General features: G+C 67.1%; 18 protein-coding genes. 11 read left to right on the top strand and 7 right to left on the bottom strand.

The features are described from left to right. Positions 1-87: 87 nt before the first annotated feature. From ACIO52_RS23180 to ACIO52_RS23195, 4 genes are all read right to left on the bottom strand, one after another. Positions 88-912 (bottom strand): hypothetical protein, encoded by an 825-nt coding sequence (locus ACIO52_RS23180; protein ID WP_402646672.1) that lies wholly within the window; start codon positions 910-912, stop codon positions 88-90. A 5-nt stretch (positions 913-917) separates the two neighbouring features. Beyond that, the gene (locus ACIO52_RS23185) at positions 918-1,220 is read right to left on the bottom strand and encodes a WXG100 family type VII secretion target (RefSeq protein ID WP_402646675.1); all 303 of its coding nucleotides are present in this window, start codon (positions 1,218-1,220) and stop codon (positions 918-920) included. Beyond that, positions 1,220-1,558, bottom strand: a complete 339-nt coding sequence (locus ACIO52_RS23190) for a WXG100 family type VII secretion target (protein ID WP_402646678.1) — start codon at positions 1,556-1,558, stop codon at positions 1,220-1,222. Before ACIO52_RS23190 ends, ACIO52_RS23185 begins: the two co-directional genes overlap by 1 nt. A 1,689-nt stretch (positions 1,559-3,247) precedes the next feature. Next, positions 3,248-4,732: an MFS transporter gene (locus tag ACIO52_RS23195; protein ID WP_402646681.1), complete on the bottom strand. Its 1,485-nt coding sequence runs from the start codon at positions 4,730-4,732 to the stop codon at positions 3,248-3,250. 114 nt (positions 4,733-4,846) lie between these two features. Here ACIO52_RS23195 and ACIO52_RS23200 point away from each other — a divergent pair, with 114 nt between their 5' ends. The 3 genes from ACIO52_RS23200 to ACIO52_RS23210 all read left to right on the top strand — a co-directional run bounded on the left by ACIO52_RS23200 (position 4,847) and on the right by ACIO52_RS23210 (position 5,940). After that, positions 4,847-5,302, top strand: a complete 456-nt coding sequence (locus ACIO52_RS23200) for a MarR family winged helix-turn-helix transcriptional regulator (protein ID WP_402646684.1) — start codon at positions 4,847-4,849, stop codon at positions 5,300-5,302. A 76-nt stretch (positions 5,303-5,378) separates the two neighbouring features. Next, positions 5,379-5,666, top strand: coding sequence for a hypothetical protein (locus ACIO52_RS23205; protein ID WP_402646687.1), 288 nt, complete (start codon positions 5,379-5,381; stop codon positions 5,664-5,666). Then, complete coding sequence (locus tag ACIO52_RS23210) at positions 5,635-5,940, top strand: MFS transporter (RefSeq protein WP_402646690.1); 306 nt, start codon at positions 5,635-5,637, stop codon at positions 5,938-5,940. The genes ACIO52_RS23205 and ACIO52_RS23210 overlap by 32 nt, the downstream gene beginning before the upstream one ends. Here the strand turns inward: ACIO52_RS23210 and ACIO52_RS23215 are convergent. The 3 genes from ACIO52_RS23215 to ACIO52_RS23225 form a co-directional block, all read right to left on the bottom strand. Next, positions 5,933-7,057: a CaiB/BaiF CoA transferase family protein gene (locus ACIO52_RS23215; RefSeq protein WP_402646693.1), complete on the bottom strand. Its 1,125-nt coding sequence runs from the start codon at positions 7,055-7,057 to the stop codon at positions 5,933-5,935. The genes ACIO52_RS23210 and ACIO52_RS23215 overlap by 8 nt on opposite strands. Beyond that, positions 7,054-8,175 (bottom strand): acyl-CoA dehydrogenase family protein, encoded by a 1,122-nt coding sequence (locus ACIO52_RS23220; protein WP_280345670.1) that lies wholly within the window; start codon positions 8,173-8,175, stop codon positions 7,054-7,056. Before ACIO52_RS23220 ends, ACIO52_RS23215 begins: the two co-directional genes overlap by 4 nt. A 121-nt stretch (positions 8,176-8,296) precedes the next feature. Further along, positions 8,297-9,313, bottom strand: coding sequence for an AraC family transcriptional regulator (locus tag ACIO52_RS23225; RefSeq protein WP_402646696.1), 1,017 nt, complete (start codon positions 9,311-9,313; stop codon positions 8,297-8,299). Positions 9,314-9,463: 150 nt separating this feature from the next. Between ACIO52_RS23225 and ACIO52_RS23230 the strand changes: the two genes are divergently transcribed. From ACIO52_RS23230 to ACIO52_RS23265, 8 genes are read left to right on the top strand one after another with little or no spacing between them, the layout of a single operon-like run. Further along, complete coding sequence (locus ACIO52_RS23230) at positions 9,464-10,336, top strand: MaoC/PaaZ C-terminal domain-containing protein (protein ID WP_316575772.1); 873 nt, start codon at positions 9,464-9,466, stop codon at positions 10,334-10,336. Between the two features lie 25 nt (positions 10,337-10,361). Next, positions 10,362-11,573: a lipid-transfer protein gene (locus ACIO52_RS23235; RefSeq protein ID WP_316575771.1), complete on the top strand. Its 1,212-nt coding sequence runs from the start codon at positions 10,362-10,364 to the stop codon at positions 11,571-11,573. A gap of 56 nt (positions 11,574-11,629) precedes the next feature. After that, positions 11,630-12,064, top strand: a complete 435-nt coding sequence (locus tag ACIO52_RS23240) for an SRPBCC family protein (protein WP_280347141.1) — start codon at positions 11,630-11,632, stop codon at positions 12,062-12,064. A gap of 33 nt (positions 12,065-12,097) precedes the next feature. Continuing rightward, positions 12,098-12,985, top strand: coding sequence for an SDR family oxidoreductase (locus ACIO52_RS23245; RefSeq protein WP_402646701.1), 888 nt, complete (start codon positions 12,098-12,100; stop codon positions 12,983-12,985). Then, the gene (locus tag ACIO52_RS23250) at positions 12,985-13,848 is read left to right on the top strand and encodes an alpha/beta fold hydrolase (RefSeq protein WP_402646704.1); all 864 of its coding nucleotides are present in this window, start codon (positions 12,985-12,987) and stop codon (positions 13,846-13,848) included. Before ACIO52_RS23245 ends, ACIO52_RS23250 begins: the two co-directional genes overlap by 1 nt. 29 nt (positions 13,849-13,877) lie before the next feature. After that, positions 13,878-14,720 carry an SDR family oxidoreductase gene (locus ACIO52_RS23255; protein ID WP_402646707.1) on the top strand — a complete coding sequence of 281 codons (843 nt, stop codon included), beginning with the start codon at positions 13,878-13,880 and terminating at the stop codon, positions 14,718-14,720. A 45-nt stretch (positions 14,721-14,765) separates the two neighbouring features. Continuing rightward, positions 14,766-16,580, top strand: coding sequence for an AMP-dependent synthetase/ligase (locus tag ACIO52_RS23260; RefSeq protein WP_402646710.1), 1,815 nt, complete (start codon positions 14,766-14,768; stop codon positions 16,578-16,580). Beyond that, entirely contained in the window at positions 16,564-17,193 is a 630-nt protein-coding gene (locus ACIO52_RS23265; protein WP_402646713.1) for a TetR/AcrR family transcriptional regulator, read from the top strand. Before ACIO52_RS23260 ends, ACIO52_RS23265 begins: the two co-directional genes overlap by 17 nt. Positions 17,194-17,357 lie beyond the last annotated feature (164 nt).

Raw genomic sequence — 17,357 nt, forward strand, 5'->3', positions numbered from 1 at the left:
GGCGGGACCAGCTAAAGCTCCGGCGGCCTGGTTCAGGAAGTCGATCTCTTCTTGACGTTCGCTGGGTGTCTTTTGCTCATTCGGTTTCTATTGCTTCGCTGGTGGCTCTTTGACCCGCACCATCGAAGTCCCGATCTGAATTGCAGTGGCGACTACCACCATGGCGAACTGAGTGTTCATGTCCGAGCGCATCGTGGTCAAAGCAACCTTGTGGGCCTCGACTCCGGCCGCGATGTCGCGGGCGGCGGCCTCGATCTCGCCCACGCTGGTAGCGAGCGTACGGAGGTGGCCTGCGAGGTTCGGGATGTCCTCCGGGACATCGGATCCGTATCCACGCTCCAGTCCGGAGGCGACCGTTAATAGTCGTGCCTTGCCGCCGTATACCGGGTCCGACTGGGCGAAGGTCTTCCATGCGGTTGCGGCGCGTGCGAGCTTGTCGGTGTCGCCGTCAGGGACTTCGCCACCAGCGACAAGCGCGGTGACTTTATCTTGCAGTTCGGTCCAGTCCGTCTCGAGTCCGCGACTGTTGGTCCCCGATGACGCGACGCCGGTGACTACGCCCGCGCCATAGGGTAGTTCCGAGGGGAAGCCACTGGGTAAGGCCGGTGGGTCACCCTTCTTGGGGTCGCGGTTGGCTTTGTACTCCCCGCACTTCCAGTTGTAGCCGGCCGCGGTCAGTATGTCCCCGAAGTGTTGCAGGGCCGACGCGAAGCTGGTCGCTACCAGCGTCACGGCGGCGGCGCGGTCGTCGTAGGCTTTCGACCACGTCTTGACCGCCTGATAACCACCGGCCATCGCGCTTGTTTCCAAAAGGACGGTTTGCAGCGAGTTGTAGACGGTTTGGAATTTCTCCGACAGGTCGTAGCATTCCTTGGCCGCGCTCTCGTAGGACTGTGGGGAGATCGAGCCCACTGAGTTCAGCCACCGCTCATTCGCAAGTTGATTTCCGCTGCCGCACTGTAGGCGTCGCGGGCGGTGACGGCGGCGTTATACATCTCGGTGAGGCCTTCCACCACCGTAGCGGCCCCGGTTGCCCATTTCCGATAGGCTTCTTCCTGGGCGGTGGCGGCGGCTCCCTCCCAGTTTTGGTGAACGGTGGCGATTCGCTGGTTGATTCCGTCGAGACTGTCGGTGAGGAATCCGATGAATCCATTGGCGCGGGTGACGAGCTGGTCCAACTCGTCGATATCGAATGTGAATTCGCGGGAGTTGTCGGCCATTACATGTTCAGTTCTGGTAGGTCGATCGAACTCAAATCGCCAGCGTTCGAAATGTCTTGGTCGGCAATTGTTTTACTTGCGAACTCCAATAGCTCGCCCATGGTGTTGAGGGCATTCAACACGTCAGCGGCACCCTTCTTGGTATCAGTCCAGCCATCCCCGAAAGCATCTGCCGCCGCGCCGCTCCAAATGTCGAGGACGCTCGAAACCTCACGGTCGAGCGAACTCAGTCCGGTGATCAGGGACTCCGCGACTTGCTGGATGTAGACTCCGGCATCAGTCACCTCTCCTGGAACCATAGCGAAATCTGTTCCAGGCGTGCCTGACTCGGTCGACACGCGAACCCCCTCCTCGGTATGCCGAGACCAGCGTAGCGACACTCCAGCACGGAATGCAACAGCAATGGTGTTGACTTGCGGGTGTTCGCTGCGGACACCGGGCGGAGTGCGAGGATCACGCGCGTGAATTGTAGGGCATATCAAGGGGCGCAACTGGTCTCGACGTGGACTGATCATCATCGCAATCGTGCTCGGTGTCGCCGCGATTGTCGGGATCACCCGAGCCGCTGTCACGCTCCGCTTCGTCGATGCGGGCAGGCCCGCAGCCTCGCCGCCAAGTACGACAACGACTGGCAAGTCATCGACCCTGGGCCTAGGAGCTCTTAGGAGATGGCGATCGGGAGATAGATGAAAAATGCTGTACTACAGTGTAATTCGACGAATTTCTCAGGTGGGTAGAGGTTCTCTAGTCCGTCGGATGGTCTGTACGAAGTTTCCGGCAGTGACCTTGGCGAGAAGGTGTCGGTCGGGGATCTCGATGCCGGCAATCTTCGAGGCGGACTCATCGGAAGGCGAGGTCGGTGGCCTGGCTACGAATAACGGTCGACGGCTGTTCAACAACGTCGGGGCTGAGTACTTCGATGTGATCCCGACGTAGAGGCCCCGGTGCCACCGATCATCGTTAGCCGCACATCGACAGCGATCGTCATCGCCGGACGGCTCGCCTGAGCTGACAGCGGTCTGACGATCTCAAGGAACGATCGTGACCGTCCAACTTGGGACTCGAGCTGCCCTCCCGGTTACCCCGCGCTTTCGTAGCCGAGGTGGTGTCTGGTGATACTGATGGATGAGACGCTGCGATGCTGTCAGTCGAATTTGACGTTCTGACTACCGGTCATGGGGGTTGGATGCCCGGCGTCGGGCCCCTCGGGGTGGCCACGAGTGGAAGCCATACGGCCCGGTCCTGGCCGAAGTATCTGCAACGCGCAGTGCAATCCCTCGTCGCTGAACATGATCCGCCGCAACAGACGGGCTGATCTGTGCCACATCTGTCGCGTCTCGGAGGAGGTCGTTTGGTGTGGACGCTGAAGTTCCATCCTCGCCAGCCCGATGAGCTCATGGCGCTATATGTGGGGGTCAGGGGTTCGAGTCCCCTTAGCTCCACAGAAATAGCAGGTCAGGCCCGGTCGTTGACCGGGCCTGACCTGTTTTTCGGTCATGGCTCCCCGTGACCCCCGTTTTGGCTGTGTGTTTGATAGATGCCGCCTGCCGCCCCCTGTGTCGCGGGTCCGATACGCCGCGACCACGGGCCTGTGCCAGGTCCTTCTCGGACCGCGTAGCTCGGGTTGTGGTGCGGGTGTCTCATTTGACTGGCCGGTGGATTTCATTTGTGCGCTGTCGCAGAGATGGCTGTGGCGCCCGTGCCGTGGGTGGCAGGGCTGCCCCGTCGGTACGCCGATCAGGGATGGAGAAGCATTCAGCTCCAACGGTGTTCAGCACGTGTCCACTCGCTGCGCACTCGAGAGGGTGCGCCGACCACCGCCGAGAGCGCGCCGCCCGAAATGCGCTGGGGGCGTGTCCACGGCCGCAGTGCACTGCGCGACAGCGAATCCGGTTTCTGAATCCGTGTCGGTGAAAGTGGTCAACGGCCCGCGGGCTGGTGCGCCCCGCCCGGGCGGGGCGCTTTCCGAGCTGATCCGGCGCGATACGTGGAGTACTGGAGCTGTGACTTCTCTATGCGCCGTAGGTTCAGGGCTCGGTGTTGGTCGGTTCCGGCGTCAGGTCGGTCGACTTCAGGAATGCGGCGATCAGCCATGCGCCGATCAAGACCACGGCGGCGTCGACGAGGATCGCGAATCTAACGCCACCCAGAATGGTCTCCACCGAGGTCACATCGCCCAGATGACCCATCCAGGCGACGGCGACCGCGCTCAGGACCGGGACGCCGAGGGTGAAGCCGATCTGCTGTGTCATCGAGGTGAGGGCGGTGGCCAAGCCCTGCTCGCTGTCGGGCAGCGCGGACGTCGCGGTGATCGTGTACGCCACGACCGCCCAGACGTGGCCGACGCCGCCGATGGCGGAACCGACGAGGAGGATTGCCATGCCGACATTGACCTGTTCTCCGATCGCCAGCAGGGCGCCGGTCGCGACCGCCTGCACCACCAGGCCGAGCAGCAGCGCTCCCCGGATGCCGACTCTCCCGATGACCTTCGGTGCGATGACTCCGCCCAGGAAGACACCGATGCCGAGCAGGGTGAACGCGAGGCCGGTGGCGAGGACCGACAGGCCCAGTACCTGCTGCATGTAGATGGTCAACAGGAACGAGAGACCGCTTTCCATCGACAAGGTGAGTAGCCCGGCGATGTTGCCCCATTTCACCGTCTTGCGGGAGAGCACGCGCAACGGCGCCAGCGGTTCTGGTGCTCGAAGCTCGATGAGGATGAATCCCGCCAGCAGGGCGACCGCCAGCGCCAGCGAGGCCAGGGTGGGAATGCTGATCCAGCCGTTGTGCTGAGCTCCGGTGAGACCGTAGATGAGCGCGAGCAGGCCTGCGGTCACGGTCAACGCTCCGGGCAGATCGAGTCGCTTGGCGTGTTCGGCGCGACTCTGTCGGAGCACCAGCGGCGCGCAGATCAGGATCAGCAGGCCGAACGGCACATTGACGAAGAAGTTCCATCGCCAGCTCAGCAGGTCGGCGAGGACGCCGCCCATCAGTGCGCCGGCGGCGAACCCGAGCGAAAGGAGCGCGCCGTTGAAGCTGATGGCCTTGTTCCGCAAGGGGCCTTCGGGAAACGACGTGGTGAGCAGGGCTAGCGCGGCGGGCATCACCGCCGCCGTTGCGAGGCCCTGCGCGACGCGTGCCGCCAGGAGCACAGTTGGGCTGTCGGCGAGGCCGCCGACGAGCGAGCCCACGGTGAGGAGCGCCATCCCGGCGAGGAAGATGCGCAGGCGGCCGATCCGGTCGCCGATTCGTGAGAACAGCAGCATGAACCCGGCAGAGGCCAGGGCGAACGCGGTGGTGATCCATTGCAGATCGGCGAGGGAGAACCCGAGACTGTCGCCGATGATCGGCAGCGCCACGGTCAGGATCGAGAAGTCGACGGCAACCATGAACTGGGCCCCGAGTAGGACGGCCAGGGTGAGTCGTTGCCCGCCCGTCATCCGTCCGGCGCCGGGTGGTTCGGGGGTGGGTGACTTCGTGAGCCCCACTGCGGTGTCGGTGATTTCGCTCATCGGGCGCTACCTCTCGAGACGTGAACGACAGTCGTGCGAACCACTGAAGCTTAAAGCAGAAACAATTTAAGCTGCAAGGATTAAGGCTTGATGTATCGGCGGTACACTGGACTCGTGGAAGCCGACTCACCGGACATGGGACTACTGCCTGCAGCCGACCTGTGCGCGCTCGTCAATCAGCTCGCCCGGCAGATCCAGGACCATGTCCACGAGTGCGCCGCCACCGTCGGACTCACCGCGACGCAGGCGATCGCGCTGCACGAACTGGGTGAACCGCTGACCATGCGGCAGCTGGCCGTTCGGATGGCGTGCGAGCCGTCGAACGTCACGTTCGTCATCGACAAACTGGAGAACCGAGGTCTGGTCAGCAGGCAGCCGCACCCGAGTGATCGGCGTGCCAAACAGCTGATACTCAGTCCTCGGGGCGCCGAGCTGCGCGAGGAGCTGAAACGGGTGATGACGTTGGAATCGCCCCTCGGCGAGTTGGCCGACCACGACCGGGCCCACCTGCGCGAGCTGCTTCAGCGCGCCGTGCGCGCCCCCGGTGCCGGGGTTCGAGCTCCCGCCTAGGCGTCGGCGCTGCGACTTCAGTGACACTGCGGATCCTTCGGTCATCGACTTCCGATGACCGAAGGTGAGATCCCTTATGCTCCAGCAGAATACGACCAAACGCCTCGGATACTGGCTGCTCATTCTGCAGCTGACGTTCGAGGAGGACATGGCGGCCGCGCTGGCCGATCAGGATCTGGACCGCGGGCGGTGGCAGGTGCTGCACGCGCTGGCGATCGGCGTCGGCACGACACCCGAGATCGATGCGGCGTTCGCCCCGTTCCTTGGGCCCGATGATCACCACCCGATGGGGAACGCGCAGGGTCTATCTGGGCGCCATGCTGGTGTTTACGGTGGCGTCGCTGAACGGTGGGCTCACCGATGACATCGGCCTGCTGATCGCGACGCGGGTGATCAAGGGCGGTTGCGTCGTGCTGACCGCGCCTCTCGGCCTGGCACTCATCGGTGCCGCGTTTCCCGATGCCGCGCGCCAGCGACGCGCTGTGCTCACCGATGCGTTGTTCGGAGCGGCCGGTTTCACCGTCGGATTGCTGTTGTCCGGGGTGCTGACCGGAATCGACTGGCGCTGGACCTTCCTCGCTCCGGCTCCGGTGGCGCTCGCCCTGCTGCTCATCGGGCCGGGACGGCGGTTTAGGTGAGACGAGAGACCATCTCCTTCGGGACTCCCCAGGCGGACAGCAGCTTTCGGATCTGTTCCGGATCCTTCGTCAGTGCCGCCGGGGTGGTGGTGGGGGTGCGGGTGAAGCGTGGGGCGGGGGCGGGCTGGCGGAGGCCGTCGATGTCGATGAAGGCGTGGCGGGCCTGGTTGTGGGGGTGCTCGTGGGCTTCCCACGGGGTGAGGACGGGGGTGACGCAGGCGTCGGAGTCGGCGAAGCGGGCAGCCCATTCGTCGCGGGTTCGCTCCTTGAATTTCGCGCCGATGACTTCCTTGAGACGCGGCCATCCGGACGGGTCGAGCTGGAAGGGGAGCGCTGGATCGTCGATCTCGAGGATGGTGAGAAGCTGCGCGTAGAACTGCGTTTCGACGCACCCGACCGCCACGTACCCGCCATCGGCGCATTCGTAGGTGTCGTAGAACGCCGCGCCGCCGTCGAGCGGATTTTCCCCGCGCGGAGCGTTCCACAGGCCGGCCTGGTGCATGCCGTGCATGAACGCGGTGAACAGCGCCGAGCCGTCCACCATCGCCGCGTCCACGACCTGGCCTTGCCCGGACCGAGCGCGTTCGTAGAGTGCGGATATCACACCGAGCGCCAAAAGCATTCCGCCACCGGCGAAGTCGCCGAGGATATTGCCCGGCGGCACCGGGCGTTCGCCCGCCCGGCCGATCAGGTGGAGCGCGCCGGAGAGGGCGATGTAGTTGATGTCGTGTCCGGCCCGAGGAGCCAGCGGGCCGTCCTGGCCCCACCCGGTCATGCGGCCGTAGACCAGCCGCGGATTGCGCGCGGCGAGATCCTCCGGCCCGATGCCGAGGCGCTCGGCGACGCCGGGTCGATAGCCTTCGACGAACACATCGGCCTGGTCGATCAGCGCGTAGAGGGTTTCGCGGTCGGCGGGGTTTTTGACGTTCAGCGCCACAGAGTGTTTGCCGCGGTCCAGCGGACCCTCCGGCGGAGTGAGTCCAGCGCCGGGTGCGCCGCCGCGATCGACGCGCAGCACCTCGGCGCCCAGGTCGGCGAGGATCATGCAGCCGAACGGAGCGGGCGCCAGCCCCGCCATCTCGACGACCTTCACCCCGTGCAGCGGGCCGGCTTTCACAGCGAGCGTCCGATGATGAGCTTCATGACCTCGTTCGCGCCGCCGTAGATCTTCTGGATCCGGGCGTCGGCGTACATCCGGGAGATCGGGTACTCGGCCATGTAGCCGTAGCCGCCGAACATCTGGAGGCATTCGTCGGCGACCCGGCACTGCTGCTCGGTGAGCCACCACTTGGCCTTGGCCGCGGTGGGTACGTCGAGTTCGCCGCGCAGGTGCTTGGTGATGCAGTCGTCCAGGAACGACCACGCGATGGTCTTGATGGTGTCGCACTCGGCGAGGGTGAACTGGGTGTTCTGGAACGCGAACAGCGGCTTGCCGAAGGCTTCGCGTTCCTTGGTGTAGGCGAGGGTCATCTCGACGGTCTGCTCGATCGCCGCGGCGGCGATGACGCCGATGATCAGCCGTTCCTGCGGCAGCTGCTGCATGAGCTGGATGAAGCCCAGTCCCTCGGTCGTCCCCAGCAGATTCGACCGCGGCACCCGGACGCCGTCGAAGAACAGCTCGCAGGTGTCCTGGCCGTGCTGGCCGATCTTCTCCAGGTTGCGCCCACGCCGGAATCCGTCTCGCTCGGTTTCCACCACGATCAGCGACACCGAGTCGGCCCCTTTGCCGTCGGCGGTCTTGCAGGCGACGATCACCAGGTCGGACAGGTAGCCGTTGGTGATGAAGGTCTTGGCCCCGGTGATGACGTAGTCGTCACCGTCGGTGACCGCCTTGGTCTTGATGTTCTGCAGGTCCGAGCCGGTGCCGGGCTCGGTCATGGCGATCGCGCCGACGAGCTCGCCTGCGGCCATCCCGGGCAGCCAGGCGAGTTTCTGCTCCTCGGTGCCGTAGGCGTTGAGGTAGTGCGCGACGATCCCGCTGTGCACGGGGTTGCCCAGGCTCGGGGCCAGCGCGCGGATCTGCTCGACCAGGATGACGGCCTCGTGGGCGAACGTGCCGCCGCCACCGCCGTACTGTTCCGGGATGCTGGGGCACAGCAGCCCCAGTTCGCCCGCCCTGTTCCAGATGTCGCGATCGATGTGATGTTGCCGCGCCCAGCGGTCCTCGTTGGGGGCGCATTCCTTCTCGAAGAACCGGCGCGCGAGGTCCCTCAGCGCGTCCAGGTCTTCATCCATCCACGGCGATCGGTGCAGGGCCACGAGTGAACTCCTCTGTTCTTGTCGGCTCCGCTGTGACGCTAGGGCGGTGCCGCGCCGGCGGCGATGACCCGGTCGATCGCGGGCTTGACCAGATCGCTCACTCGGCGGGCGGGTGCTGATACGACCCGGGCGGGCTGCCGGTCCAGCGGCGGAAAGCGCGGGAGAACGCGCTGGGTTCGGAGAAGCCGAGGCGGCGGGAGAGCGCGGCCACGGTCTCCTCGCCGCGAACCAGGCTCGCGATCGCGGCGTCGCGCAGGATCTCCTCGCGGATATCGCGCGGCGTGGTGTGCTCCTCCTGCAGCTTGCGGCGCAGGGTCTGCGGGCTCATCAGCAGTTCCCGCGCGATGTCGTCGACGGTCGGCCATCGGCCCGAGAGGCCGCGTTCGAGGATGCGCCGCACCTGCGCGGCCAGCGATACCGAATAGCTGCGGGTACCGATCACACCCGACGGGGCGTCGCGCAGGAAGGCGGTCAGGTCGTCCTCGGTGCGCACGATCGGCGCGTCCAGCTGCGCGGCGTCGAAGACGAGTGTCGGCGCCCCCGCCGAAAAGACCACGGGCGCACCGAAGATGATGTCGTAGTCGTCGATCTCGGGGTCCTGCGGATACGGGAGCTCCACCCGCAGCAGCCGTAACCGCCTGCCGATCATCCAGCCGAGGAAGCGGTGCGTGGTGGCCAGCATGGTGTCGACGAGAATGGCGATCGGGTGGGCGATGGCGCTGATATCGAAGGCCAGCCGCGCTTGGCCCTCGGCCTCGGTGAACACGATCGCCGGGAACCCGGGCAGCGACCGTTCGAAGCTCTCGAAGCGGCGGATGCCCGCGCCGAGGGTGGGCGCGCTGATCAAGCCGAAGCACACCACCCGGAACATTCCGCGCGGCACGGGCTGCAGGCCGAGACCGAGCAGGTCGTCATCGGTGGCCAACCACACCCGCCGCACCAGCTCGGCGCCCTGTTCCCAGGTGACCCGGGAGCGTTCCTCCGACAGCAGGGTGGGCGGGATGCCGGCCTGCGCCAGGAGCGCGTCCACGTCCCAGCCGCGGTGCGCGGCCAGGTCGACCATGGCGCGCACCCGGCCGATGGGCAGGGTGTTCTGGGCGTCGGAGGAGGGCACGGGCCAGACCGTATCAATCGAATCCGGGCGCGACGGTCAGGTCGAGCGTTTCGGTCAACGCGCAGAGAGATTCGGTCATCGCAGCCAGGGGTGCGCGCTCCCTACCGTCGAGTCAGGCACTGCCCAACGACGCGCACAGGAGAGACAGCCGTGGCCGACAACGAGGGTTTCAACCTCGATCACCTAGACACTTGGGGCGAGGAACAGCGGTTCAAGGTCGACGCCGAGCAGACCATCGCGTACGCCGAAGCCACCAACGACCCCATCGCGCAGCACCTGGACGGTACCTACGCGCCGCCGGTCTTCGCGGTGGTTCCCGCGATGGTCATGATGGCCGACGCCACCATGTCGGTGGTCCCCGACGAACTGATGATGCGAATCCTGCACGGGGAGCACGACTTCCGGCTCCACCGGCCGATCGTGCCCGGCGAGACCCTGACGGTGCGCGCCAAGCCGATCGGCGTGGAGGGCAAGTCGTCGGGCGTCGTGGTGACCACGCTGATGGAGACCCGCGGCGAAAGCGGTGATCTGGTCAACGAGCAGTACTTCATCGGGTTCTTCCGGGGCGGACAGTTCGAGGGGTCTGTCGGAACAGCCAGTCCGGACCACGCCTTCGACGAATCACTGCGCGCCCGCGAGGCCGACTTCACCACGGTGCAGAAGTTCGACGAGGACCAGACCTTCCGCTACTCCGGGCCCGCCGAGGATCCGATGCCGATCCACCTCGACGACGACTTCGCGCGGGCGATGGGGTTGCCCGGCATCATCATTCACGGTCTGTGCACGATCGCGTTCACCTCGCACGCGCTGATCACCGAGATCAGCCCGCAGGACCCGACGCGGCTCAAGCGTCTGGCGGTGCGACTGACCAAACCCGGTCTGCCGCTGGAGACCATCACCACCAGCGTGTGGCGCAAGGGAGTGGTGGGCGACCGCGAGGTCTACGCCTACGAGACGGCGGGCGACGAGAAGCCGGGCAAGTTCCTCATCACCGACGGCCTGGCCGAGTTCGCCACCGCCTGAGCCGCGCCAACTTTCAGGAGTGATCATGTCCAACAGAGTGTTCGTCGTCGGCGTCGGCATGACGAAGTTCGAGAAGCCGGGCCGCCGGGAGGGCTGGGACTACCCGGCCATGGCCAAGGAATCCGGCACCAAGGCGCTCGCGGACGCCGGAATCGAGTACCGCGCGGTGGGCGAGGCCGCCGCGGGCTATTGCTACGGCGACTCGACCAGCGGCCAGCGCGCGATCTACGAACTCGGGATGACCGGCATCCCGATCGTGAACGTCAACAACAACTGTTCCACCGGATCCACCGCGCTCTACCTCGCGGCCAGGGCCATCCGGGGCGGTTTCGTGGACTGCTCGCTGGCCATCGGCTTCGAGAAGATGCAGACCGGTTCCCTGGAGTCGCAGTGGAACGACCGTGAACAGCCGCTCATGAACCACATCCAGGCGCTGGCCGAACTGCGGGACTTCGCCATGCCGGTGGCGCCGTGGATGTTCGGCGCGGCGGGTGTCGAGCATATGGAAACCTACGGCTCAACGCCCGAGCACTACGCCAAGATCGCCGAGAAGAACCACCGGCACTCGGCCAACAATCCGTACGCGCAGTTCCAGGACGTGTACACCCTCGACGAGGTGCGCGAGGCGAAGATGGTCTACGAGCCGCTGGGGATGACCCGGTTGATGTGCTCACCGACCTCCGACGGCTCCGCCGCCGCCGTGCTCGCCAGTGAGCGTTTCGTCGACGAGCACGGGCTCGGCGATCGGGCGGTCGAGATCGTCGGCCAGGCCGTGGTCACCGACCTGGAATCCAGTTTCACCGCCAAGACCGCCCGCGCGCTGGTCGGCATCGACATGACCGCGGCCGCCGCGCGCCAGGTGTACGAGCAGGCCGGAATCGGGCCCGAGGACGTCGACGTCATCGAACTGCACGACTGCTTCGCGCCCAACGAACTGCTCACCTACGAGGCGCTGGGGCTGGCGGCCGAGGGCGAGGGCCACAAGCTCATCGACAACGGCGACACCACCTACGGCGGTCGCTGGGTGGTCAACCCCTCCGGCGGCCTGATCTCGAAGGGCCACCCGCTCGGCGCGACCGGCCTGGCGCAGTGCGCCGAGATGACCTGGCAGTTGCGCGGTGAGGCCGAACAGCGGCAGGTGGTCTCGGCCGCCGCCGCCTCCGGTGTCGCGCTGGCGCACAACATCGGACTCGGTGGCGCGTCCTTCGTCACCGCCTACCGCCCCGCGAACCGCTGACGCGCGGTCGCGGCACCACAGATCCGTTCCATCACAACGCATCAGGAGAAAAGATCATGGCCAAGGCCAACGTTTCCAAGGAATTCCCCGTCGCACAGGACAAGCTGTGGGCGGCGATCTCCGACCCGCGCCGGTTCGAGGAATGGCTGACGGTGCACACCAAGTGGAAGTCCGAGCCGCCGGCCCAGCTCTCGCAGGGCGCGACCATGGCCGAGGTGCTGACCATCATGGGGATGGCCAACACCATCGATTTCACGGTCGAGACCTACGACGCTCCCCACACCACGAAGTTCTCCGGCACCGGGATGGCGGGCGCGAAGATCAGCTTCACCCTGTCCGTGGCGGCCGATGGCGCCGACGCGTCCACCGCCACCATCGACGCCGAGTTCATCAGCCAGATGATGGTCGGCGCGATCGGCGGCGCGATCGAGCGCGCCACCACCAAGGAACTGACCGCCTCGCTGGACAAGCTCGCCGCGCTCGTCGGCTGAGTCCCCGCACCTTCTACACAGACGGAGAAACCCATGGGTTCAATGGAGAACCGTGTCGCCGTGGTCACCGGCGCGGGACGCGGCATCGGCCGTGAGCACGCCCTGCTGTTCGCCCGCGAGGGCGCGAGCGTGGTCGTCAACGATCTCGGCGGCGGAAACGACGGCAGCGGTACCGACACCGGTCCGGCCCAGGAGGTGGTGGCCGAGATCCGCGCCGCGGGTGGGTCGGCCGTCGCCAACACCGACAACATCGCGACCTGGGCCGGCGCGCAGAACCTGGTGCAGCAGGCGATCTCGGAATTCGGCGGCCTCGACATCGTGGTGAACAACGCGGGCATCCTGCGCGACGGCTTCGTCGCGGGCATGAATGAGGCGCAATGGGATTCGGTCATCGCGGTCCATCTCAAGGGACACTTCGCGGTGCTCCACCACGCCGCCGCCTACTGGAAGGACCAGAGCAAGGCGGGCACGCCGGTCAACGCCGCGGTGATCAACACCGCCTCCGCGTCGGGCACCTTCATGCCCAACCCGGGACAGGCGAACTACGGCGCCGCCAAGGCGGGCATCGCCGCGCTCACCGAGGTCGCCGCGGTGGAGCTGGAGCGCTACGGCGTGCGGGTGAACGCCATCGCGCCGGTCGCGCGTACCCGGCTCACCCTGGCCACCCCCGGCATGGGCGCGATCTTCGCCGAGGAAGTGGACGAGGGCGAGTTCGACGCGTTCAGCCCGGCCAACATCGCGCCGGTCGTCGCCTACCTGGCCGGCACCGACTGCCCGCTCACCGGCAAGGTGCTGGCGGTGCAGGGTGGCGCCATCTCGCTGCTGCAGGGCTGGACCACCAAGGAGACGGTGGAGACCGACGGGCCCTGGCTGCTGGACAAGCTGCCCGCGCAGCTGAACCACTGGTCCAAGGCCGAGTAGTGATCGGCGAACGGCGTGCGGGTTACGCCGGATATCGCACCCGTGAGCTGTTTGTCGAAGGCGCGGGGCCGAAGCTGGTGCTGGTGCACGGCTTCGGCCACCCCGCACCCTGTTGGCGGCCGGTCCTGGAGCGCTGCGCCCGTGCCCACCGGCCGGCCGTCGCGATCGATCTGCCCGGCTTCGGGCTGGCGGACCCGCTGGCGCCCGGACCGGCGCTGCCCCAGCTGGTTCGCTTTCTCGAGGCCGTCGTCACCGCCCAGGGGGCGAGCGCGCCCGTGGTGCTGGTGGGCAATTCGCTCGGTGCCGCCACGGCGGTGCGCATGCTCGACACCGTGCCGGGACTGCCGGTCCGCGGACTGGTGGCCCTCGATATCGCCACCGACCAGTGGACTCCGCTGGTGAAGACGCTGCTGGTCGCCGACGGCCGGGCCTTCACGGCGGCGGCCGGACTGCCGCTGCCCCGGCTGCTGCAAGGCTCCGCGTCCAGGCGGGTGGTGGCCCGGCTGCTGTACGGCGATCCCCGCGCGGCCGACCCGGCGATGGTGCGGATGCTGGCCGACCAGTTCTCCACCCGCACTCGGCGACGCGAGCTGGCCCGTCTCGCCACCCGCTTGAAGGCGGAGGTGTCGGCGGCCGCCCGGACCGGCGACATCGCCTGTCCCACCATCGTGGTGCACGGTCGGCGCGATCTGGTGGTCGCCCCGGCCGCCAGCCGCAATCTGCACGCTGCGACACCGGGCAGCCGTCTCGTCCTGCTCGACGGCATCGGCCACTGCCCGCATCTGGACGCCCCCGACGACATCGTCGCGCTGGCGACCGAACTCGCGGGACCGATGCACACCGCACACGCCGGCACCGCGTGACTTCGATCTGCGATCAGTGAGGAACAACCATGACGGATACAGCGGCCGCGGTACGCGGCAAGGTTGTCGCGATCACCGGCGGCGCCCGCGGCATCGGGCTGGCGACCGCCACCGCCCTGCACCGGCTGGGCGCGCACGTCGCGATCGGCGACATCGACGAGCAGGCGGTACGGGCGTCCGGGAAGTCGCTCGGACTCGACGTGTACGCGACACTCGATGTGACCGACCCGGATTCGTTCGAGGCCTTCCTCGACGAGGTGCAGACCCGGCTCGGACCGGTCGACGTGCTGGTGAACAACGCGGGCATCATGCCCGTCGGCCTGATCGCCGACGAGCCGGACGCGGTGACCCGGCGCATTCTCGACATCAACACCTACGGCGTCATCGTCGGAACGAAAGCGGCTGTGCGGCGGATGCTTCCGCGCGGCCGCGGCCATGTGATCAATGTGTCGTCGATGGCGGGCGAGACGTACACGGCGGGCCTGTCCACCTACTGCGCCAGCAAGTACGCCGTGATCGGTTTCACCGAGTCGGTGCGCGTGGAGCATCGCGGGAGCGGACTCGACTTCTCGCTCATGCTGCCGTCGTTCGTGAACACCGAGCTGACCGCGGGCACCAAGGGCATCAGGGGTTTCCGTAACGCCGAACCCGAGGACATCGCCGCGGGCATCCTCTCGCTCATCGCGCGTCCGCGCCCCAAGCTGCGTGTCAGCCGGGTGTTCGGCGCGGCGGTCGTGGCACAGAAGTTCCTGCCGCGCCGGGTCGGCGAGGCGCTGACCCGATTGCTGGGCGGTGAGCATGTCTTCACCGATGACGTCGATCCGGTGCAGCGCCGGGCCTACGAAGAGCGTGCCCGCGCGCAGGGCGACTGATCAGCCCGTACGACACCATCGTTCGATCACACGAGGACGCCAGCAATGACGAATCGGTCCACAGACCCCCAGCCCGCCACCATGTGCGAGGCGTTTCAAGAGACGGTGCGCCGCTACCCGGACGAGGTCGCGCTGCGCACGGTGGGTGGCGCGGTCACCCTCACCTGGCGGCAGTACGCGGATCGGGTGCGCAGGGTCGCGGCGGGCCTGGCGGGGCTGGGCGTCGCCCCGGGCGACACCGTGGCGCTCATGCTCACCAACCGACCCGAGTTCCACGTGTGTGATACCGCGGTCCTGCACCTCGGCGCGACCCCGTTCTCGATGTACAACACCAACCCGGCCGACATGCTGGCGTATCTGTTCGAGAACGCGGGCAACCGGGTGGTGGTCTGCGAGCGGCAGTTCCTGCCGACGGTGCTGGCCGCCCGCGAGCTCGGCGGCGCGGTCGAGCGCGTGGTGTGCGTCGACGACGCCGACGAGGAGTTCCCGGCCGGTGATGCCGTCGCTGGCGTGCTCACCCTCGACGACCTCGTCGCGGCCCCGGCCGACGGTTTCGACTTCGACGCGGCCTGGCGGGCGGTGGGTCCGGAGGACCTGCTCACCATCGTGTACACCTCCGGCACCACCGGCCCGCCGAAGGGCGTCGAGCTGACCCATCGCAACTTCATCGAGAACGCGCGCGTCATGGCGGAATTCGGTGGCGTCGGGGCGGCCGATCGGGCCATCTCGTATCTGCCGGACGCGCATGCCGCCAACCGCTGGTTCGCCCACTACGGCGGCATCCTGTCCGGTGCTCAGGTCACCACGGTCGCGGACATGAAGACGATTCTCGCCGCGCTGACCGAGGTGCGGCCCACCCTGTTCCTCGGCGTTCCGCGCGTCTGGGTGAAGCTCAAGGCGGCGATCGAGGCCGGGCTCGACGAGGAGCCGAGCGCGCTCCGGCGGCGGTTGGCGTGGTGGGCGATCGAGGTCGGCCGCCACCGCGCCCGGCTGGCGTCGGCGGGCCGCTCGCCGAGCGCGCTGGACGCGGTGCGGTACGCGATCGCCGATCGGGTGGTGCTGTCGCGCGTGCGGGCGAAGCTGGGCATGGACCGACTGCGGATCGGTGTCACCGGGGCCGCGCCGATCCCGCCCGAGGTGCACGAATTCGTGCTGGCACTCGGAGTTCCGCTCAGTGAGGGCTGGGGAATGAGTGAATGCACGGCCGCCATCACGGTCAACCGGCTCGAGCGCATCAAGCTCGGCACCGTGGGAACCCCGGTGCCGGGGGCCGAGATCCGCATCGCCGAGGACGGTGAGGTGCTCGCCCGCGGCCCCATGGTCATGCGCGGCTACCGCGCCGATCCCGAGAAGACGGCGGAGACGATCGACGCCGACGGCTGGCTGCGCACCGGCGACATCGGCGAGATCGACGCCGACGGCTATCTGCGGATCGTCGACCGCAAGAAGGAACTCATCATCAACGCGGCAGGCAAGAACATGTCGCCGACCAATATCGAGAACACGCTCGCCGCCAACAGCCCGCTGGTGGGCGCCGCCGTCGTGATCGGCGATCAACGCCCCTACAACGTGGCGCTGATCTGCCTGGATCCCGACGCCGCCGCGGCCTTCGCCGCCAAACACGATCTCGCGGACACCGCGGTCGCCACGCTGGCGGGCCACCCCGTCGTCCGCAAGGCCTTGCAGGCCGGCGTGGACACCGCGAATACGAAACTCGCCCGGGTGGAACAGATCAAGAAGTTCACCGTCTTGACCGAGACGTGGGAGCCGGGCAGCGCGTACCTGACCCCCACCGGCAAGCTCAAGCGCAAACCCATCGCCACCGACTATCGCGCCACCATCGATGACCTCTATCGATAGTCTCGCCGCCGATCCACCGCGCGCGGTCCTGCGCGCCCGCCGCCGCAGGTATCTGCTCGCGGCCGCGGGCGAGGTGTTCGCCCGGCAGGGCTACCACGCGGCGACCATGGACGAGATCGCCCACCGCGCCGGCTTCAGCAAACCGACGGTCTACGTGCAATTCCCGAGCAAGCTCGCGCTCTATCTCGAGGTTCTGCAGCACCACATCGACGACCTGATCGAGGTGGTGCGCACCGCCCTGCGTTCGACCACGGGCAATCGCGCGCGGGTGCACGCGGTGGTCGCCGCCTATTTCGACTTCGTCGACCACAACTCCGTGGGCTACCACCTGATCTTCGAATCGGACGCCACGATCGAACCCTCCGTCCAGTGGCGCGTCGGCAACGCCATCGACGCCTGCGTGACCGCGGCCGCCGATCTCATCGCCCACGATGGCGACCTCGATCCTTTCCGCGCCCGCATGCTCGCCGTCGGCATGGTCGGGGCCAGCCGCTCCGGTGCCGCGCACTGGGTCGAATCGAACCGCGAGATCCCCAAGGCGGTCGCGGTGCGGCTCACCGCCGAGCTGTGCTGGGGCGGACTGGCCGGGATCCCGCTGCGCGACGACATGTGAGGGATGTCGCGAGCGTTCGGGTCAAGGGTGTGAGCGGCGCGATCATGGTCGGCCCGCACTCACGAATCTACGTTTATGCGCACTGCCTGCTGATAGGGGAATTCGATGTTCGTCGGCATGTTCGGACTCGCTCAACGCCTGTCGTCCGCTTGCTCGATCGGGGC

Source organism: Nocardia sp. NPDC087230, from assembly GCF_044744725.1.
Taxonomy (GTDB): domain Bacteria; phylum Actinomycetota; class Actinomycetes; order Mycobacteriales; family Mycobacteriaceae; genus Nocardia; species Nocardia canadensis.